The following is a 19,890-nucleotide window of genomic DNA, read 5'->3' on the forward strand; positions in this document are numbered from 1 at the left end:
CTCCTTTGGCTTATTGTGCGAATATTTCAGCGGCTTTTTTCATGTTTTCAATGATGGACACTTCAAACGGACACCGATTCTCACAAATACCGCATCCAATGCACTCTGATGCCTTATGTTCTAGAACCGCATAGTGTTCTCTCACTGTTTCAGGAACATCATCCTGAGCCTTTGCCAGATTTAAAAACTTAGTGACAGAGGCCACCTCAATTCCCTTCGGACAAGGCGCGCAGTGGCCGCAGTACATACAGTGGCCTTTCCAGCTGATATTCGGAAACTCAGCCAGGGCACGGGCGTAATCCTTCTCATCTTCGCCTGCCTCTTCATACCTCAGACTGTCTGAAAGTTCTTCGGCAGTGTGAGCCCCAGCCAGGACAGATGCTGCGGCAGGCCTGGTAAGTGCATAGTGAATGCATTGACTCGGTGTCAGCGCTCTGCCTGCGGGTGATAATTCCTCACTCAGCAGATCCCCTCCTCCGAAAGCTTTCATGACGGTAATGCCCACACCCTGTTTACTGCACATTTCATACAGCTCCTCCCTGGCCGGGTCCATATTCACAAGATCCCCTTTATAATTTTTGTCATCCCATAATGCCTCACAGTTTTCCCCGGCGGGCTGCAGATCATAGCAAGGATTGATGCTGAACATAAGAACCTCGATCTCTCTGCTCTTTACAGCTTCCATGGCAGCCTCCGGATTGTGGCTGCTCAGCCCGATATGGCGAATCTTTCCCTGAGCCTTCAGTTCTCTGGCATACTGCATGACCGGGCCCTCGTATACTTCCTTCCAGTCTTTTAAGGAATCTACATAGTGTATCATCCCTACTTCCAAAGAATCGGTACATAGTCTTTGAAGCATATCTTCGAATCCTTCCCTGACTTCATCAATCTGTCTGGTGCGCTTATATTGTCCATCCTTCCAAATCGTACAGAGATGCCCCTGAAGGAAATACTCTTCTCTCCTTCCTTTCAGCATCTTTCCGATTCGATCTCTGAGATCCGGATCAGGCGTATATAGGTCTAAATAATTTATTCCTTTTTTCTGTGCCAGATTTAAGAGTTCTTCTGTTTCATGTTCGTCTTTTCCTACAAAGCCCTCACATCCAAGCCCGATCTCACTGATCTCAAGCCCTGTATTCCCAAGCATACGATATCTCATATTATTTGTCCCTGACCTTTCTTCATTTCAGTGGTTTTCTCTATCATAGCACTTGGAGCTCACTCAAAGTCAACAATTTCCGAAAAAAGGAGCCCTGAAACTAATCAGGACTCCTTCTGCATCATTCTCTCTTATTTTTCCGGCGCTAAAGTATCGAGAAGATATTCTTCTGCCTCTTTGCACCACACATTGTTGTTTGCCTTGCAGATCTCCGCCAGATGTGCAAACATTTCGTTTTCTTTTCCCAGTTTCTCAAAATCTTCGATGGCAGTCAACTCCATCTTGATATGAGGGTAAATCAGCTTTTTGCCTCCCGGAAGCTTCGGCAGATTCAGGATCGTATCCGGCGCCGCGTCAATGCCTCCGATGTGTGTAACCATGTAAGACGGATTGATCTTTCCTGCCGCAGACAATTCCAGAGACTCGATCATATCCGCAGGCGCTCCCCCTGAAGTTCCGCAGATATGGGTTCCTTCATAGTGGACATTGTAGAAATTATACTTTGCCTTGAAGTTGTTGTCCGTAGGACCTGCAAAGAAATTCAGGCAGCCGTCGTTTCCTAAAAGGTCGTCTCCCATCTCGATGAGAGATTCTACCGGTGCGAATACAAATACCTCATCGTATCCCTTTCCGCCGTTTAATTCTTTCAGTTCTTCTACCGCATTTTCTTTTCCTGCAGTGTTCACATAGATGAGTTCCACGCCCTTAGATGCCGCATCCTCCGGAGTGATCAGGGATTTTGCCCTCTCAAGCCTTTCATCATTGATATCTGTTACAACGATGCGCTTTGAATTGTACGGTCCATTTAATGCATAATCAATGGCTCCGATTCCCATCGGGCCAGCACATCCTAACAGCGCAACACTTCCACCGTCCTTTAATCCCATTCTGTGCTCATACACATATGGTGTTGTGTGGTAGGTAGCGTGAAATGCCCCGATGATACATGACATCGGCTCTGCCAGAGACGCATTTGCAAAATAATCACCGTCATATGGAAGTACGCATCCAATGTCGATGGAAACCTTCGGAATGATGCAGTAAGTTGCATTTCCTCCATAGTATTCGTAGCTGTATCCGGCAGAATATCCGCTCGGAAGTCCCATAGCCGGCTGAAGTACGAATTTCTCTCCCGGCTTGAAGCGGTCTTTCAGCTTTTCTCCCACTTCTACGATGTATCCGCCAAACTCATGGCCGGTAATCGTCGGGTGCTCCGGACTCAGATCATCCGGCACTCTCTTGTGCTCCCCGCCTCTCAGTGCCGCCTTATAAGTTGAAAGGCAGATGCTGTTTGACACAACCTTTACCAAAAGTTCTTCTTCCCCGATTTCCGGAAGCTCCACTTCTTTTACATATACCTGATTTTTCCCTGCCAGAACTGCTGCTGTTGATTTCATCCTTTATCCTCCTATATAATCTCCGTCTGCTTCTACTTTTAACATCAGATCCCCGTCCAGAGAAGTCTCCAAAACCCTTCTCACATTCACGCTGTCGCTGTTTATGTACCAGTCCTCTGCCTCTTCTCTCGTAAGTCCGCCCTTCATCTTTCTTCCGATCAGCCGTTCCTTTAACGTCTCTTCTTCTGAGCGGATCATTATTGTATAATCTGCGGTATCCTTTAATGTCTTCCACGGCTCCTCGTCAAGAAGCAGCCAGTTGCCTTCGATCAGCACAATGTCCTTCGTGATCTTTTCTACATCTTCCACCACATCGTGGATGTTTCTGTCATATATGGGCCACAGAATGTCCTCTTCTTTAATCTTTTTCAGCTTGTCTTCCAGTTTTTTAGTATCGTATGTTTCCGGGCATCCCTTGACTTTCTTCATCGGCACTTCTTTTCCCATCACGACCGCATTGTGGGAATTGATGTAATCTGAATGGTAGTGGAAACCGTCCAGGCCTATAGCCTGTATCTCTGTCAGATCTTCATGCTGCAAAGCCAGATATTCCAGAAACTTGGACAATGTCGTCTTTCCCACTGCCGGCGGCGCCGCCAGAAATACGATCAGTCTCCGGCCCAGTTTTTTCTGCATCCCGGTGAGCTTTCTCAGCATGGGCAGAAAAATGGTTTCTATGGCTTCCCCGCTGTAAACCGTATTGATCTGAAATCCGTTGACATCAAACACATACTCTTTCCAATTTTTCATGATCTACCTCATTAAATTTTGTTTACGTTGTTTTATGTCCGTTTATTTTTGTTTTATGGGTAAATTATATGATTTCTTCATTGTCATGTCAATACTTTGCCCTAAATTATGTTTGTTTCTGTTGTTTTGTTTTTGTTTATGTGGATTTCAATTTGAAATGAATCTGAGAATCTGTTATGATAAATATAACAGCAGAAAAGGAGGAACCGACATGGGAAAACTTCTCGCAAAAGAACGGCAGAAGGAAATCATTGAATATATCAACAGCACGGGAAGTGCAAAGATCGGGGAGCTCGCGGACAAGTTTGAGGTGACAAAAGAGACGATCCGGAGGGACCTGACCCATCTTCAGGAGATCGGAGCCATCGAGCGCAGCCACGGCGGGGCTACACTGATCTCCAGTTTCCGTCCCATTCCTATAGAGACACGGATCAGCGAAAACAGCGCCGTCAAATATGCTCTCTGTGAAAAAGGCCTGGAACTGATTCCGGAACAGGGCGTCATCTATCTGGATGCCGGAAGCACCATGCAGTGCATGGCAAAGCTCCTGAGCCAAAAGTCAGGCTATACTATCGTCACAAATTCCATCAATACAACCTATCATCTGAATAACGGAAACAATGTGACGATTCTCACCGGAGGCCAGCTCAATCCCAACAATATGTCCACAGAAGGATTTCAGACGACCAATTTTATCAACACAATCAAGGTGGATATCGCATTTTTAGGCACCAGCGGCTTTGAACAGCACAACGGTCCTGCGGTCTCTGAATTTACGGACGCCCAGATCAAGCAGGCGATCATTCCCCAGTCCAAGATCATTGTTGTCATCTCCGACAGTTCCAAGGCACATATCTGTTCTCTGGTACAGTATGCCAACTGGAAAGATATCGACTACTTTATAACCGATAAAGATTTGCCGTCCGCCACTTATAAGACACTGAGCGAATTAACGGAAGTTATCCTGGTATGACATTTTCCACATGATTTCCGTTCGGCTCTTAGAATGCTTCACTCTAATCATGTAAAAAATAGATATCCTATTTACCGGAGGAGGAGTTCTGTCTCATCTCAGAAAAACCGGCACCAGAAAATTAATTCCGCTGCCGGTCTGCTATTATTTATAAAGTTTTTAACACTTCGATGACTTCTCCCGCTGTCTTTGCTTCCAGCAGTTTTTTCCTGAAATCTGCTTTGATCAGATTTCTTGAGAGTGTTGCCAGCGCCTGCAGGTGCAGGTTGCTGTCTGTATCGGTGGCCGCTATCATGAAAATCAGGTGTGCTTTTGTCCCGTCTTCGGCTCCGAAATCAAATCCTTTGTCAGACTTTCCGAAGGCCACCCGTGCAGTTTTTACTGCTGCGGTCTTGGCATGCGGGATCGCGATGTCAAATCCGAGTCCTGTGGAGGACTGCTCTTCTCTTGCATAGATCGCTTTTTTATAAGCTTCTTTGTCGGCGAGCACTCCGCCTTCGTCCAAAAGGGTTACCATTTCCTCAATAATCTGATCTTTTGTCTCACCCTGTAAGTCAAGATTCATTGTTGATTCATCAAATAATTCCATAATTTCCATAAAAGTTACCAACCTTTCTTATACATTATCGTGCGAAGCACGCCAAGCCCCAAGGGCATAAAATACGGGATGCCCTTTAGGGTAATCTATTATTTCTGCTCTACATCCTTTGCAGTGAGAACATAAAGTACTGCTCCTACTACAGAACCTGCCAAGATACATAATACCCATGTTACAGCCGGATGTACTAACGGAAGGATTAAAAATCCGCCATGAGGTGCAGGAACCTGAACTTTCATCACGTAGGAAAGAATCGCTGAGATAGAGGAACCTACCATCAGAATCGGCAGTACTCTCACAGGGTCTTTTGCCGCAAATGGAATCGCACCTTCTGTGATGTGGGTACATCCCAATACATAGTTTACAAGTCCTGCCGCACGGTCAGCCTTAGTAAATTTCTTCGGTGCGAAAGTAGCTGCAAGTGCGATGATGAGCGGAGGTGTGATACATGCCGCAGATACACCTGCCATAAAGTAGAAGTTACCCTGAGCTAAAAGTGTTGTTCCTGTTACATATGCAGCTTTATTTACCGGACCACCCATGTCAAATGCAGACATACATCCAACAGCGAGTCCTAAGATGATTGGGCTTGAGTTCTGGAGTCCTGCCAGGAAGTCCATCATTCCCTTGTTGATGCCTGAAACCGGCCCAGCAGTAACCTGCATCAGAATACCTACAACCGCCACTGTAATGATTGGTATAAAGAAAATAGATTTTAAACCTTCAAACTGTCTAGGCAGTCCTTTTAATGCATTTACAACAAATTTACAAAAATATCCTGCAACGAAACCTGCGATAATGGCTCCGATAAATCCTGAACCGGTATTATTGGCGATCATACCGCCTACAAAACCTGCGATCATACCAGGGCGGTCACCGATGGACTGAGCGATAAATGCCGCCAGCACAGGAACCATCATTCCCATAGAAGTACCGCCGACTGTCTTGATCGTCGCAGCGATTACATTGTACTGATCTGAGCTCGGATCGAAAGAATAAATACCCCATAAGAAAGAGATTGCTGTCAGGACACCGCCGGCTACAACAAACGGAAGCATATGGGATACACCATTCATCAGGTGCTTATAAATCTGATGTCCGATGGAATCTTTTCCTTCTTCTGCTTTTGTTTCTGTACCCTCTGCTTTTACCTGTCCGCCTCTTACGGCAACATTTCCATTAAGCATTTTCTGTACTAATTCTTCTGCCTTGCTGATTCCGTCTGCAACCGGCACTTCGATGACCGGTTTACCGTTAAAACGGTCCATATCTACATTTTTATCACAAGCTACGATAATTCCGTCACATTCTGCAATGTCTTCAGCAGTCAGTTCATTCTCCACACCGACAGCTCCGTTTGTCTCAACCTTCATTTCGGCACCCAGCTTTTCGGCAGCTTCTTTCAAAGCTTCCTCAGCCATGTAAGTGTGGGCGATCCCGGTTGGGCATCCTGTAACACCTAATAGTTTTTTCATATCATTTCTCCACCTTTCTTATTTTGATGTTGTGAAAGTAAGTATCTACTTTGGCAAAATCACCGAGCGCGTTGCTCTCCGCCACGTTTGCCCCTGTGGCAGCAGAACGCTTCAATGCATCCTCAACATTTTCCGGATGACCAAGCCAAAGGCTTAAAAAGCTTGCCAGTGCGGCATCTCCCGCACACGCCGAGCTTAATAACTTAACCGGCTGGGAAGATGAATAGTAAACATCTTCTCCGTTGCTGAAATATGCTCCCTTGCTTCCGAGCGTCAGCAGTACATTTCTTGCTCCCTGTTCTTTCAGGAAGGTAAGAACATGAAGGATATCTTCCTCGTTCTTAATTTTAATTCCGAAGATTTCTTCGATCTCTTCGTCATTGGGTTTGATCAGCAAAGGTTCGTATTTCAATAAGTCTTTTAGTTTCGGAGAACTGATGTCGAGTACAACATCGACGCCCCTCTTTTTGCATATGGATAAAATGCTTTCATAAAAACTCGGTTCGATTCCGGGCGGAAGACTGCCGCTGATCACCAGACAGCTCAAATCTTCGGCCGTCTCAAACAGATGCAGCATCTCGTCCTGCTGATCTCTCCCCACGAAGGACCCGCTGTTGACAAATTTGAATTCTCCCTCTCCATCATTCAAAAATATATTGATCCTTGTCGTGTCATCAACCCAGACCGGTTTCACCGGAACCTGTCTCTTTTCCAGTTCCTCTACAATATATTTTCCCGAAAATCCTCCAAAAAATCCGGTTACCGTGGAATCCACCCCATAATGTTTCAATGTAAGAGTCACATTGACACCTTTTCCATTGGGTGTGTAAACCGTATCGAATGTACGGTTTACCTTGGCACGTTCCATTCCTTTTGTGGATATGTTCATATCGATGGCAGGATTTGTAGTTAAGGTATAAATCATACTGCTCCTCCATAGAATACAATTTCTTTTTACAGTTTTCATTATAGACAAGTATTCCATGAAAATCTTTTCATATCCTGAAAATAAACTTTAAATTACTGTTTTGGAAATAAAATTTACAATAGTTACTTTTTATTGGTAAAATATAGAAGAAACTCTCAATATCAAAAAAGAAAAGAGACATCCATGGATATACTTTACAATTTACTGCCAACAGCAATTTTCATAATTTCTTTTTTAATCAAAGCTATTTTATGTACAGCTCTCATAGCGACAACTGTCCTGCTTTTTAAAATTTATAAAATATTAAAGTCAAAATAAGAATAATATAGAGGGAACAGAGAAATTTATCGTTTTCTCTGTTCCCTCTATATTTTCTAATCCCTGTGTTCAATATTTTCTACCAGGAAATCCACCAAAATTCTGCACATGATATACAGCGGAAGCCTGGATGTCACCTCATAGTTTCTGATCGCAATATGGGAATGTTTATACCCAAGCCATGTATAGTCCGAATACTCAAACAATTCACTGGAGCTGCTGCAGCACAGAGTGATCACTTTGCAGCCCCGAAGCTTTGCATTTCTCGCCGACTCGATCAATTCCTTCGTCTCTCCGTTCAGAGATAAAATGATTACGACTTCGTCTTCCTGAAGATTCTTCGACATAATTCTCATAATCTGCGGGTCTTCCACATCCACCACAAAAAAGTCCAGTACCTGAAGCTTCATGCTCAGTTCCTGTGCCACCAGGTGTGTCGGTCCCCTGGAGAATATCAGGACCCTCTTTGCATCCTTCATGGTGTGCAGAATATTCAGCACATTTGGAATAGACATGTGCTCAATCACGGAAGTCGCCTCAATCAGAGACTTGTTCATGATTTCATTCAAGTCTTTCACTTCTGTATTTTCCGTCTTCGCCGTTAATTTATACCGAAGCTCGTTAAACCCATTGATCCCGCATTTACGGATGGCTCTGGACACAGTTGCCGGGGAAGAAAATGTTTCAAATGCAATATCTACGATGGACAGTTCTGAGAGCTTGTCTTCATTGTCATTAATATAATTGACAACTCCCAATTCGGTCTTGGAAAGATTTTCGGCAATCTTGCTGTTTATCTCAATAATCATAACTCGTCCTCCTGTCTGTGTGAAAGATCTTTTTTATTATACATGATTTTCATCCGTTTTCATAACTTGAAAAGATTTTCACAGCTGATTTTTTTATAATGTAAATGGTTAAACTAAGACAAAAAGCAGGAAAGCTTTAGGAGGATGAATATGAGTAAGATGGTATCAACCAGACATATGTTATTAGATGCACAGGAAAAACGATATGCCGTGCCGGCATTTAACATTCACAACTTAGAGACGATCCAGGTCGTGGCAGAGACTTCTGCAAAGCTTGGCTCTCCGATCATTCTGGCAGGTACTCCGGGCACATTTTCTTATGCAAACCGTGATTATCTTCAGGCGATCGTCGAGACAACTGCTAAAAAATATAATGTTCCGGTGGCACTTCACCTGGACCACCACGAAGAATTTGACGCCATTAAAGAATCTATTGACCTGGGCACAAAATCTGTAATGATTGATGCTTCCAGCCTTCCATATGAAGAAAATATAGAAAAAGTAAAAAAAGTCGTGGCCTATGCTCATCTCCACGACGTTACCGTAGAGGGAGAGCTCGGACGTTTAGGCGGACGCGAGGATGATCTCGTAGTAGACGAAAAAGACTCCATGTACACAAATCCTGCACAGGCTGCCGACTATGTGGCCCGCACAGGCATTGACTCTCTGGCCGTAGCCATCGGTACTGCCCACGGTTTATATAAAGAAGAACCGAAGCTTGACTTTGACCGTCTGGCAGAGATTAGTGAGGAAGTATCTGTACCGCTTGTGCTCCACGGCGCATCCGGTGTCCCGGGCGACGCTGTGAGGCGTGCCATTGAGCTTGGAATCTGTAAAGTCAACATTGCTACAGAATTAAAAATTCCTTATTCTCAGGAACTGAGAAAAACTTTGGTTGAAAATCCTGAAGCCAACGATCCAAGGATTTATACAAAGGAAGCAAAAGAAGCAATGGCAGCTGTTGTAGAAGAAAAAATCAGGATGTGCAACAGCCAGAACCGTTACTAAATTGAAATAAAGATATTGATACCCGGCCTTATCATTTACAGGCCGGGTTTTTTTAACATTGGGGCGTCTGATTCCTCTTGGCCAGATCGAGAGCGACCCTTTTCCCAGTCTCTGTGACGGCAAGTCCCGCCTGACTTGTCTCTTTGAGTCCTCCAGGCATCATTTCCCCGATTTCTCCCATGGCATCAATTACCTCGTCAAAGGGCACTCTCGTAAGAATTCCGGCCATCGCCATATCTGAACAGGCCACTGCGCTGACGGCTCCCGTTACATTTCTTCTGATACACGGTATTTCCACCAGTCCTCCCAGAGGATCACAGACCAGTCCAAGCAGACTCTTCATGGCAAATGCTCCTGCCGATAAAATCTGTTCATTACTCCCTCCCCGGATGGAGGTCAGTGCCGCCGCACACATCGCAGACGCAGTCCCGACCTCCGCCTGACAGCCTCCCTGTGCACCGGAGATACTGGCTCTGCGGGCTATGACCTGACCGGTCCCGGCGGCCATGAACAGCCCCTCGGTCATCGTTCTCTCCGGTATCCCATAAAACTGTTCATATGTCAGAAAGACTGCCGGCACCACGCCGCAGGCTCCTGCCGTGGGTGCGGCTACGATCCGTTTCATGCAGGCGTTGGATTCTCCCATCTTCAATGCTCTTGTGACGACCATCCCCATGAAGCCGCCGGAAACGGCTTCTCCTTCCCGGACCAAACGTTGCATGTTTGCTCCGTCACCGCCGGACAGGCCGCTGAAAGATTTTAAATTTTCCTCATAGTCTGTATCCGCCTGTTTCATGGCTTGATAGCGCTCCCTCATCTTATCCATTGTCTCTTTCATGGAAACACTGCGCTCTTTCATATCTTCCTCCATGACCGCTTTCCAAAGAGGAATCTTCCCCGCGGCTGCTGCCTTTTCCATATCTGCCATTGATTCAAAGCCCATATTTCTTCACCTCAATCCATACCCGCCAGACTGGCGGCTTTTTGAATTCCTTTCATGTTCTCAATCATTCTCACCGTTTCTTCCGGTATCTCCTGGTCACACTCCAGCACCATGACCGCACTGCCGTTTCTCTGGTCCCTGGAAAGCCGCATGGACGCAATATTTATTCCTGCATCCGCAAGCAGAGAGGCAGCAGCGGCCACATGTCCGGGGCTGTCTTCGTTGTGAACGATCAGTACAGGGATATCCCCGGAAAAAGTCGTGGAAAGGCCATCCATCTGACAGATCTCCACTCTTCCGCCCCCGGGAGAGCTGGCCACAATTTCAAGGTTTCTTCCGCTTTCCCCTGTCAGGCGCAGCTTTACACTGTTTGGATGAACATCTTTCAGATATGCTCTCCCAAATGTCCACTCCATTCCCTGTTTCCTGGCCAGCTCAAAACTTTTCGGAATCCTCAGGTCATCCTGTGCCATTCCCAAAAGTCCCGCGATGACTGCCCGGTCTGTGCCGTGTCCGGTACCTGTGGCCAAAAAGGAACCGTGAAATAAGATCTCAGCTTTCTGGACCTGCTCGCCCAAAAGCTTTCTCGAAATCAAGCCGATTCTGACAGCTCCTGCCGTATGGGAACTGGACGGGCCTACCATAACCGGCCCCATAATATCATATAAATTCATAAGTTTTTCTCCATTATCTCCAGTCAACTCTGGAAAGGCTTCCTTCCGACAATGGAGAAAAACTATCGCAGATGGTGCCTTTTGTCTTTAAGCAGCCTGCTCCAGCAGTTATTACGTCCATTTTCCACATGATTGGAGTAAGGCATTCTAAGAGCCGAACGGAAATCATGTAGAAAATGTCATAAGTTATTTACCACTATTTCCGTCGCGCTTTTGAAATGCGCTCCTACAATAGCGGTAAATAACTTTCGAAAAGTGGCACCTTTTTTGACAGAGGCCCTTCTCCAACAGACAATACGTCCATTTTCCACATGATTGGAGTGAGGCATTCTAAGAGCCGAACGGAAATCATGTGGAAAATGTCATGAGTTTTTCTCCATTGTCTGTTTTTTACTTTTCATCAGTATGTTTCGTTTTTCCGATTTTATGAATCATTCGGCTTTGAACACAGTAAAATATGCTGGACGAATTGAGTCTCTCGTGTAGAATAAAAGAAGAAAGACTTTATAATCTGAAATTGAAATCAAAAACCGGAGATGATACCAAATGGATTTGAAAAAAACAGCTGAAAATATAAATATCCTTGCCGACTTCTGCGGAGTAAGAGACATTGAGGAACTGAGGCAAAACGCACTGAAAGAAAAATATGGATTTGAAAAAGCGGATGTTCTCATTTTATTCGGCGGGAGTATTCCAGCGGGCTGTGACACGGCCGCAGCAGGCTATTTGAATGGTGCTGCCCGCAGACTGATGATCGTCGGCGGAGAAGGACATACGACAGAGTTTCTGCGCCAAAACATTCACGATCAATGCCCTGAAATTGAGACGAACGGAAGAATGGAAGCCGACATCATGGAGGAATATATTTCACAAAAATATGGAATTCAGAATATTCTGATCGAACGGACCTCCACAAACTGCGGCAATAATATCACGAACGCACTGGAAGTTCTTAAAAACAGCCGCGTTGAAACAAAAAATGTAATCCTTATGCAGGATGCCGCAATGCAGCGCCGGATGTGGGCAGGTTTTGCCAAACATACACCAGACATCACCGCCGTTAATTTTGCCGCATACCGCAATAAAGTTATCGTAGAGAATGAAAAGCTGGAATTTTGCGACAAATCTCTATGGGGAATGTGGAGCATGGAACAGTACATAACACTCCTTATGGGAGAAATCCCCCGATTGTCCAACGATACAAATGGATATGGACCAAAAGGCTGTAACTATATCGCAGAAGTAGACATCCCTGACACGGTCCAAAACGCCTTTGTAGAATTAAAGGATATCTATTCTGAAAATATACGGACAGCCAACCCCAAATATGCATCCCCTAAAATATAAAGCATCTGAAAAAAGTCTGTATCTCTCCCTTCATCGCTCAGGGCATGATACAGACTTTTCTTATTAAGGCCGGCAGACAGCCTTGCATATAGTGATTTCTCTGTTATATATCTGGTCAAACAATTCCTTCAAGTGTTCAAGATCTGCACTGTGGGTGATCAGGTCGTCTACTTTCAGACTTTGATCGGCGATCCTGTCCGCAGTGTACTGCCATTCGTTAAACGGAAGGTCATTATAATAATTGTTCCAGACTCCGGTAAGCCGTAATTCTTTTCTCAGTATCTGGCTGTGGCTGTCAAGTTTGAGCACCGTGTCCTGATGAGGATTTCCAAGGAGCACCAGCATACCAAAAGGCTTTAAACATTCCACGGCCTGATTCCATGCCGGAGAACTTCCAGTCCCTTCGATGACCGCATCCGCCATATGTCCTCCGGTCATCGTCCGGATCTGTTCCGGTATCTCTCCGTCTGCAGGACTTATGACTTCCAGCCCTTTTTCCCTGGCAAACTCTGTTTTTTCCTCACTGATCTCCACCAATACGGCCCGAATGCCGAACATTCCGCACCAGCGGGCCGTCAGGATCCCGATGGGGCCTGCCCCGAAAATCACTGCCGTATCCCCGCCTTTGATCTCCCCCTTGCGGATCGCATGGAGAGCCACACAGGCAGGCTCCACAAGTGCCAGCTGTTCTGGGGAAACCCCTGTATTTTCAGGAAATACAAGGTGTTTCCGAGATGGAAGCAGACAGTACTCGGCAAAGCCGCCGTCTGTTCTGGAACCCAGGTTTTTGTAGCTCTCACACTGAGCATACTGGCCGATCCGGCAGCTGGGACATTCCATACACGGAACTACCGGATAGACAGCCCCGGTTTTACCAATCAGTTCCTGATCCTCATCGTTTCCGACACTCACAACCGTGCCCACGTATTCATGTCCGAGGGTTACCGGATAAACCTTTGTTCCCAGCTCATAGACTCTCGGAATGTCGGAGCCGCAGATCCCGCAGGCGTCCACTTTCACGAGAATCTCCCGTCCCTGCGGCTCTGGAACTTCCACTTCGTCCAATGTAAATTTCCCTATCTCATGAAGTCTCATCGCTTTCATTAATGTATCCCCCATTCTATAAGAGCCCGGCAACATCCACAACCTTGTCGGCAGGTATTACCTGGATCTTCACCTGGATTCCCTGATCCAGAAATTTTCTGATCGCATCCCGTTCCTGAGGGTCGGCTGCGATATTTTTATACAAAGTCTTTCGTTCGCCGCTGATCCCCATGCCTCCGATGTTAATTGCAGGGATGTGAGCTCCCAGGTCTACAATTTTTTCATAGGTAAGCGGTGTTTTTGCCAGCATAATGGACGGGACTTTCAGGCCGTCTTTCAGCGCTTTTGCCGCCTCTTCTACGGAGTAAACTTTCACCTTTACCCCGGCCGGAGCCGCCATAGTCAGCACCTGTGTCATAAATGGGTCTTTTGCCACTTTATCATCTGCAATCAATATTTCTTTTGCAGGCAGAAGCTTCATCCACGCGGTCATCACCTGTCCGTGGATCAGCCGGTCGTCTACCCTCGCAAGCAATAATTGTTCCATTTTTGTTTCCTCCTATTCCAGGTTTGCGTGCTTCTCCCACAGAGAATCCACGTCGTCAATTTCCTTTTCCTGCATAATCATCAGCGCCGCCGCATCCAAGAGCAGAAGAAGACTCTGCTCAAACAGGCTGCTCATGATCTGTGCGGACTCGATCTCGTCCGGCAGGGCAAGCTTTGTCCTGCACGGAATCCTCACGAACAGATCCTCATAGGGAGCCATGGAGCTATCCGCATTGGAACCGATATGGATCACCGACGCACCGAACTGTTTTGCCTTTTTCACAAGCCCCAGGGGAATCAGACTCTCCCCTGAGCCGGAACCGGCAATTAACACGTCTTTCTCGGTGATCGCGGGCTCATTCACATCTCCCACACAAAATGCATCGATACCCAGATGATTCAGCCTTTTAGCAAAAGCCTCCATCATCATAAAGACTCTCCCGACGCCTGTGACAAATATCTTTTCCGAATGAAGCACCATCTCCGTCAGCGCCCGGACCTCCTGTCCGTCTACCGCCGCCAGTGACTGGTCCAGTTCTCCCATAATCAATTCTTTAAAATCTTTATATTCCACGTTAACCTCCCTGTCACCCCAGCGCTGCTTTATAACTTTCCGTCATTTTCGCACAGGCTGTTTTCAGGTCTTTGTCCAGCCCGAACAGCCCGGAGCTTCCGAGGATTAAAATGTCCGCACCTGCCTCGGTGAGTTTTTTAAATGTTGAAGCTTTACAGGACCCGTCGATCTGTATCTGGTAGTGGTATCCCTTTTCTTCCCTTATCCGCTTTGCCTCCCGGATCTTATCGAGCATTTCTTCGATAAACGGCTGCCCGGCAAAACCCACATCCACGGTCATGATAGTCAGCAGGTCGATCCGGTTCAGGTAATGGGCGGCCTCAGACAGGGGAGTTGCCGGGTTTAAAACAAGCCCTGCTTTTAATCCCAGTTCCTCAATCCTGTTGTACAGGCGGAATGCCTGACCGTTGATGGTCTCAGCATGCAGTGATATGATATCCGCACCTGCCTCTGCCACCGGGTCAATCCAGTCTTCCGGATTTGTCGTCATCAGATGTACATCCAGCGGAAGTTTGGAGACCTTTTTAAAACTTTTCACCAGGTCCGGTGACAGGGTGATGTTTTTACAGTAATGACCGTCCATGATGTCCACATGGTACATTCCCACCCAGTCATTTAATATGTTAAGCTGTTCCCCGACTTTCAGAAAATCCATACACATCAGGGAGACAGCAAACTTCTCTTTCATAAAATCGTCTCCTTTCTCTCAAGCCTTAGAGCTGTAAATTGCCTTGCAGATCGTGATTTCTTTCTGATAAATCTGCTCAAACAGCTCACTCAAATGTTCCAGATCGGACGTATGGGTGATCAGATCATTCACTTTAAGCCTGCCCGCATCGATCATATCCGCCGTATACTGCCATTCATTGAGAGGCATCTGTGCGTAATAAGAATTCCATACTCCCGCGATATCGACTTCTTTTCTCAGAATGCTGCTGTGATTTGCAAGTTTTAAGGAAGTGTCCCTGTGGGGATTTCCGAGCATGGCGATCCGTCCGAAGGTTCTTACGATTTCCACCGCCTGATTAAGTGCTGCGGAAGTTCCGGTTCCCTCGATGACTGCATCCACATGATCCGTTCCCATCACTCTCAGGAGGCCGTCTTTTGGATCTTCTTCCATGGAATTTAAAATCGTCAGTCCCCGCTCTTTTGCAAATGCAATTTTTTCTTCGCTGATGTCAAACAAGACCACTTTCCCGGCGCCGAAAATTTCTGCCCAGCGGGCCGCCATGATTCCTATGGGTCCTGCGCCAAAAATGGCAATGGTCTGCCCGGCTTTGATCCCTGATCTTCTCACCGCATGCTGTGCCACTGTGGCCGGTTCCACCAGACTCAGTTCTTCCTTTGTCACTTCCGGATTTTCTGAAAATACCAGATTCCAACGGGAAGGGATGACACAGTACTCCGCAAAACCGCCGTCACACCTGGACCCCAGGTAGTTATAATTCGAACACTGGGCGTAGTGCCCGGTTTTACAAAATTCACACTCTCCGCATGGGATGAGCGGGAAGACGGCTGCCGTCTTCCCCACCAGTTCCTGGTCCTCTTCCCTTGCTGCTTTTACGATCGTCCCCGCGAACTCATGTCCTATGGTAATAGGGTGAACATGTGCTCCCAGCTCAAATACTCTGGGAAGATCGGATCCGCAGATCCCGCAGGCCTCCACCTTCACGAGAAGTTCTTCTCCCTTTACCTCCGGAAGGGGCACTTCTTCCATCCGGAAATCTCCGATTTTGTTTAGTCTCACTGCTTTCATCTTCACGCCGTTCCTTTCTCCTGAATGTCGAGCCTCTTTATACCGTCATGTCCCGCCTGTTCACAGATCTCCGCAAGTTCTGAGAGTGTCGTGTCCTCCTCCCTCTGAAGCGCCGCGGCGATCCCCATAGCCATATTGGCTCCGGTGATGACCGCTGCCGGATATTCCTGGCACAGCATGGCAATGCTGTTAAACGGTGTCCCTCCTAAAAGATCCGTCAGCACAAGGACTCCCATGCCGGTGTCCAGCTCTTCCACTGCCTGTCTTACCTTTTCCTTAAACTCCCCGGGGTCCTGGCCCGGTTTCAGAGATATACATTCTGACTGCTCTATGTTTCCTGCTACCATGGAGACGCTGTCAGCAAGTCCCTGGCAGAGCAGTCCGTGACTGATTAATAAAACTCCAACCATGTCTCATTCCTCCGTCTTATGATGCCACAGCCAGCAGGCCGATCAGGGATGTGATAACACCTACCACAAAGATAATAACGATGATATAGGTCGGCTTCACCTTCTTGCTCAGAAGCTTCCACACGAGCAGCGTCGCGATCAAAGGCAGCATTCCAGGAAGCAGAGAATTTAAGATATTTTGAAGATTGATTCCTACTTCCCCGACTTTAAATGCGATCGGAGTCTTGATATTAACCCTTGTAGCCGCCATATTTCCGACAACCATCAGTCCCACGATACTGAATGCTTCGGTGATTCTGTTTAAAGTTCCTGCACTTAAGATTTTTACGATGGCACTTTTTCCCTGTTTATATCCCATCATATACATGGCATATCCCATACCGATCATCAGAACTTTGTACGCAACCTCAAACAGGATCGGTCCGGCTACATTTCCGGCCAATGCCAGGCTGCAGGCGATTCCGGCTAAGATCGGATAAGCGATACCCTGGGAAACTGTGTCCCCGATTCCCGCCATCGGTCCCATTAATCCTGTACGAACCGCATTGATGTCTTCCGCGTCAATGTCCGCTCCGTTGGCAGACTGTTCTTCCATAGATGCGGCGACTCCATGAATCACAGTTCCAATCCATGAAGGCTCCGTGTTGAAAAATACCATATACTTCTTTAATGCTTTTGCCTGCTGTTCTTTTGTCTCATAGAGCCTTCTCACGATCGGTACCATGGCATTGGTTGTACCCAGTGCCTGGAGACGCTCATAGTTATAACAGGTCTCGCTGGAGTATCCGAGAAGAAAATGTTTGACCAGATCTTTTTTCAAAAGTTTTTTGCCGCCGGTCTGCACATCGGCCTCCTCAGGAGAAGCTGTTTCGATTTGTTCCGCCTCAGCGGCCTGTTCTGATTTTCCTGTAAAGAGATAGATCAGGACTGCTACAGCCGCTGCAAATACAGTCACCGCCATGGTATCAACTTTCGCGTAGATGGTCAGGAAGTAACCGATAAAGAAAAATGCCACGATTTTCTTTTTGCCGAGAAAGCTTAACAACATTGCGATTCCAAGTGCCGGCATCAGTGCCCCAACCACATTTAACGCTGCGATCATCGGCTCCGGTATTGCCTTTAAGGCGTTGGTTGCAAAATCTCCTCCGAAATATACGAGGGCAAATGCCGGAATTCCGTAGAGGACTGTGGCAGTGATTCCGGACGGCAGGTAGTTCATAAGCCTTAATCCGCGGATGTTGCCTTTCTCCAAGTACTGGTCTGCCTTATGTACCCAAAAACTGTTGATAGTCATATAGGCCTGGTTGATCAGGATTCCCAGCAGACTGAACGGCACCGCAAAGGTCGGCGCCAGGTTCGGAGATGCCCCGGAAATGATGGTCAGCGCCGTTCCGAACACTCCGGCTACCATCAGGTTGCCCGGCATGGTTCCTCCGGCTGTGATCCATCCAAGGTATGTAAGCTGGATATAGGCTGCGGCCTTCATGCCAAGGACCGGTTCTCCCATAGCTACCGCCACAAGGAAACCTGCCCAGATCGGATACAGCCATGTACGGGTGATTGCGTGGCTGAACCACCACTGGCTTCCAATGGCGATCAGCGCGACTAAGATTGCTGAAATTAACATAATACTTTCCTCCTTTTCTGTTATCTGATATGTATAGTCTACCGGCATAAGAAAACTGCCGCCATACCAATTAATTTCCTGAAATGCGGAAAGCGGGGATCTGCCCCGGCGCAGATCCCCGCTTTCCCCTGTTATTTCTTATTCGCCATTTTTGATTCTTTTAAGATCTCATCGGTGTCAAATGAAAACCATTCGTCCTGGTTTTCTTCCATGTCATCCATCATTTCCGGGATCAGGATCATGATGATCACAATGCCGATCAGAATGGTCAGAGTCCCGTAGCTTCCGATCCGGTTCAGCCAGTCTCCCAGAAATGCTCCCGCAAATCCCATATCCGCATCCGGAAATGTGACAGAGGCGTTTGCCAGTTCCCCCAAGTACGGCAGAAAAATCACCGGAAGAAACGAAATCAGCACTCCGTTCAGGAAGCCGCCCAGAATAGCTCCCCTTCTTCCTCCCGTAGAATTTCCATAGACTCCTGCCGTGGCTCCGCAGAAAAAATGCGGAACAACTCCCGGAAGAATCACGGTGAGATTACATGCGATCATGATACCGAGAGAAAGAAGCCCTCCCAAAAATGACGAGATAAACCCCACGATCAGGGCATTGGGCGCATACGGAAAGACGACGGGGCTGTCCACTGCCGGTTTGGCATTGGGAATCCAGTTATCCGCAATCCCCTTCACTGCGGGCACGATCTCATTGATAAACCAGCGCACTCCTGTGATGACCACAGTAAATCCCACGGCAAAGGTCAGCCCCTGGACGATGGCATAGACCAGATAATCTTTTCCTTCTGACAGATTCTGTTCTACAAATTCACTGCCGCAGGCAAGAGCAACCACCACATACATGACAATCATCGTAATGGAAACGGTAACAGAAGAATCCCGCAAAAATGCAAGTTTTTTCGGAAGACGCATTTCCTCCGTGGACTTAGAGTTTTCTCCGTAGATTCCTCCCAGCCATGCAGCCAGAAAGTAAGCACTCCCGCCGAAATGTCCCAAAGCCACCGAGTCATTTTTACAGATCTGCCTCGTATATTTCTGCAGAATGGCAGGAGAAAATACCATCAGAATCCCAAGAGCCAGGGCCCCGATGGCATAAAAGATCCATCCGCTGATTCCCGCGCCTTTCATGCATACGACGATCATGCCTGCCATGAATAACGTCTGATGGCCGGTCACGAACACATAGCGGAATCTGGTGATCCTGGCCAAAATCAGATTGACCGCCATCCCAAGCAGCATGACGACGGAAATCTCCATCCCAAACCTGCCCACTGCAATTCCCGCGGCTCCTTCCACACTCAGGATCACGCCGGATACGTGAAATCCGTACTGAAACATCCTTCCGAAAGGTTCCACACTCTCTGTGATGATATTTCCCCCGATCCGGATGACCATAAACCCTATGACCGATTTAAGAGTCCCCTTTACCGTGGTCTCCAGGCTCTTTCTCTGCAGCACCAAGCCTAAAAAGACGATGCCTCCGACCACGATGGACGGTTCCAGTACCAGGTCTCTCAGCATTTTTAACATATATATCCCTCTT

20 protein-coding genes are annotated in these 19,890 nt (G+C 47.0%); 3 read left to right on the forward strand and 17 right to left on the reverse strand.

Translation table 11 applies throughout. The features are described 5' to 3' along the window. Nucleotides 1–10 precede the first annotated feature (10 nt). The 3 genes from DWV34_RS00570 to DWV34_RS00580 all read right to left on the reverse strand — a co-directional run bounded on the left by DWV34_RS00570 (nucleotide 11) and on the right by DWV34_RS00580 (nucleotide 3,306). Entirely contained in the window at nucleotides 11–1,159 is a 1,149-nt protein-coding gene (locus tag DWV34_RS00570) for an aldo/keto reductase (protein WP_009289249.1), read from the reverse strand. Between the two features lie 131 nt (nucleotides 1,160–1,290). Beyond that, complete coding sequence (locus DWV34_RS00575; protein ID WP_009289250.1) at nucleotides 1,291–2,556, reverse strand: zinc-binding dehydrogenase; 1,266 nt, start codon at nucleotides 2,554–2,556, stop codon at nucleotides 1,291–1,293. A 3-nt stretch (nucleotides 2,557–2,559) separates the two neighbouring features. Then, the gene (locus DWV34_RS00580; RefSeq protein ID WP_006567434.1) at nucleotides 2,560–3,306 is read right to left on the reverse strand and encodes a nucleoside/nucleotide kinase family protein; all 747 of its coding nucleotides are present in this window, start codon (nucleotides 3,304–3,306) and stop codon (nucleotides 2,560–2,562) included. 211 nt (nucleotides 3,307–3,517) lie between these two features. Here DWV34_RS00580 and DWV34_RS00585 point away from each other — a divergent pair, with 211 nt between their 5' ends. Further along, the gene (locus DWV34_RS00585; protein WP_009289251.1) at nucleotides 3,518–4,279 is read left to right on the forward strand and encodes a DeoR/GlpR family DNA-binding transcription regulator; all 762 of its coding nucleotides are present in this window, start codon (nucleotides 3,518–3,520) and stop codon (nucleotides 4,277–4,279) included. Between the two features lie 148 nt (nucleotides 4,280–4,427). Here the strand turns inward: DWV34_RS00585 and DWV34_RS00590 are convergent, their stop codons facing one another. The 4 genes from DWV34_RS00590 to DWV34_RS00605 all read right to left on the reverse strand — a co-directional run bounded on the left by DWV34_RS00590 (nucleotide 4,428) and on the right by DWV34_RS00605 (nucleotide 8,407). After that, nucleotides 4,428–4,877, reverse strand: a complete 450-nt coding sequence (locus DWV34_RS00590; protein WP_006567437.1) for a PTS sugar transporter subunit IIA — start codon at nucleotides 4,875–4,877, stop codon at nucleotides 4,428–4,430. An 89-nt stretch (nucleotides 4,878–4,966) separates the two neighbouring features. Next, on the reverse strand, nucleotides 4,967–6,352 hold the full coding sequence (locus tag DWV34_RS00595; RefSeq protein WP_006567438.1) for a PTS fructose transporter subunit IIC: 1,386 nt from the start codon (nucleotides 6,350–6,352) through the stop codon (nucleotides 4,967–4,969). 1 nt (nucleotide 6,353) lies between these two features. Continuing rightward, complete coding sequence (gene pfkB / locus DWV34_RS00600) at nucleotides 6,354–7,277, reverse strand: 1-phosphofructokinase (protein ID WP_022261191.1); 924 nt, start codon at nucleotides 7,275–7,277, stop codon at nucleotides 6,354–6,356. A 377-nt stretch (nucleotides 7,278–7,654) separates the two neighbouring features. Then, a complete protein-coding gene (locus tag DWV34_RS00605) occupies nucleotides 7,655–8,407 on the reverse strand; it encodes a MurR/RpiR family transcriptional regulator (RefSeq protein ID WP_006567442.1) in 753 nt (250 codons plus the stop codon). A 150-nt stretch (nucleotides 8,408–8,557) separates the two neighbouring features. Between DWV34_RS00605 and DWV34_RS00610 the strand changes: the two genes are divergently transcribed. Next, the gene (locus tag DWV34_RS00610; RefSeq protein WP_022261192.1) at nucleotides 8,558–9,415 is read left to right on the forward strand and encodes a tagatose bisphosphate family class II aldolase; all 858 of its coding nucleotides are present in this window, start codon (nucleotides 8,558–8,560) and stop codon (nucleotides 9,413–9,415) included. 52 nt (nucleotides 9,416–9,467) lie between these two features. Here DWV34_RS00610 and sdaAA read toward each other — a convergent pair whose 3' ends face one another. Both sdaAA and sdaAB read right to left on the reverse strand, forming a co-directional pair. After that, nucleotides 9,468–10,358 carry an L-serine ammonia-lyase, iron-sulfur-dependent, subunit alpha gene (sdaAA, locus tag DWV34_RS00615; RefSeq protein WP_006567444.1) on the reverse strand — a complete coding sequence of 297 codons (891 nt, stop codon included), beginning with the start codon at nucleotides 10,356–10,358 and terminating at the stop codon, nucleotides 9,468–9,470. 11 nt (nucleotides 10,359–10,369) lie between these two features. After that, nucleotides 10,370–11,032 carry an L-serine ammonia-lyase, iron-sulfur-dependent subunit beta gene (gene sdaAB, locus DWV34_RS00620; RefSeq protein ID WP_006567445.1) on the reverse strand — a complete coding sequence of 221 codons (663 nt, stop codon included), beginning with the start codon at nucleotides 11,030–11,032 and terminating at the stop codon, nucleotides 10,370–10,372. Nucleotides 11,033–11,578: 546 nt separating this feature from the next. On the opposite strand from sdaAB, the gene DWV34_RS00625 reads away from it, so the two are divergent. Continuing rightward, a complete protein-coding gene (locus DWV34_RS00625; RefSeq protein ID WP_006567447.1) occupies nucleotides 11,579–12,379 on the forward strand; it encodes an ElyC/SanA/YdcF family protein in 801 nt (266 codons plus the stop codon). A gap of 63 nt (nucleotides 12,380–12,442) precedes the next feature. Here the strand turns inward: DWV34_RS00625 and DWV34_RS00630 are convergent, their stop codons facing one another. From DWV34_RS00630 to DWV34_RS00665, 8 genes are all read right to left on the reverse strand, one after another. After that, nucleotides 12,443–13,483 carry a galactitol-1-phosphate 5-dehydrogenase gene (locus DWV34_RS00630; RefSeq protein ID WP_022261193.1) on the reverse strand — a complete coding sequence of 347 codons (1,041 nt, stop codon included), beginning with the start codon at nucleotides 13,481–13,483 and terminating at the stop codon, nucleotides 12,443–12,445. Nucleotides 13,484–13,499: 16 nt separating this feature from the next. Continuing rightward, nucleotides 13,500–13,970: a PTS sugar transporter subunit IIB gene (locus tag DWV34_RS00635; RefSeq protein WP_006567449.1), complete on the reverse strand. Its 471-nt coding sequence runs from the start codon at nucleotides 13,968–13,970 to the stop codon at nucleotides 13,500–13,502. Nucleotides 13,971–13,982: 12 nt separating this feature from the next. Next, a complete protein-coding gene (gene hxlB / locus DWV34_RS00640; RefSeq protein WP_006567450.1) occupies nucleotides 13,983–14,543 on the reverse strand; it encodes a 6-phospho-3-hexuloisomerase in 561 nt (186 codons plus the stop codon). A 13-nt stretch (nucleotides 14,544–14,556) separates the two neighbouring features. Continuing rightward, nucleotides 14,557–15,231: a D-allulose 6-phosphate 3-epimerase gene (gene alsE / locus DWV34_RS00645; protein ID WP_006567451.1), complete on the reverse strand. Its 675-nt coding sequence runs from the start codon at nucleotides 15,229–15,231 to the stop codon at nucleotides 14,557–14,559. A gap of 18 nt (nucleotides 15,232–15,249) precedes the next feature. Beyond that, nucleotides 15,250–16,299 (reverse strand): galactitol-1-phosphate 5-dehydrogenase, encoded by a 1,050-nt coding sequence (locus tag DWV34_RS00650; protein WP_009289254.1) that lies wholly within the window; start codon nucleotides 16,297–16,299, stop codon nucleotides 15,250–15,252. Nucleotides 16,300–16,301: 2 nt separating this feature from the next. Further along, nucleotides 16,302–16,709 carry a PTS sugar transporter subunit IIA gene (locus DWV34_RS00655; protein WP_006567453.1) on the reverse strand — a complete coding sequence of 136 codons (408 nt, stop codon included), beginning with the start codon at nucleotides 16,707–16,709 and terminating at the stop codon, nucleotides 16,302–16,304. Nucleotides 16,710–16,725: 16 nt separating this feature from the next. Beyond that, nucleotides 16,726–18,336, reverse strand: coding sequence for a PTS system mannose/fructose/sorbose family transporter subunit IID (locus DWV34_RS00660; protein ID WP_006567454.1), 1,611 nt, complete (start codon nucleotides 18,334–18,336; stop codon nucleotides 16,726–16,728). Nucleotides 18,337–18,467: 131 nt separating this feature from the next. Continuing rightward, on the reverse strand, nucleotides 18,468–19,877 hold the full coding sequence (locus DWV34_RS00665) for a PTS ascorbate transporter subunit IIC (RefSeq protein ID WP_006567455.1): 1,410 nt from the start codon (nucleotides 19,875–19,877) through the stop codon (nucleotides 18,468–18,470). Nucleotides 19,878–19,890 lie beyond the last annotated feature (13 nt).

Source organism: Anaerostipes sp. AF04-45 (assembly GCF_003461725.1).
GTDB classification, from domain to species: domain Bacteria; phylum Bacillota; class Clostridia; order Lachnospirales; family Lachnospiraceae; genus Anaerostipes; species Anaerostipes caccae.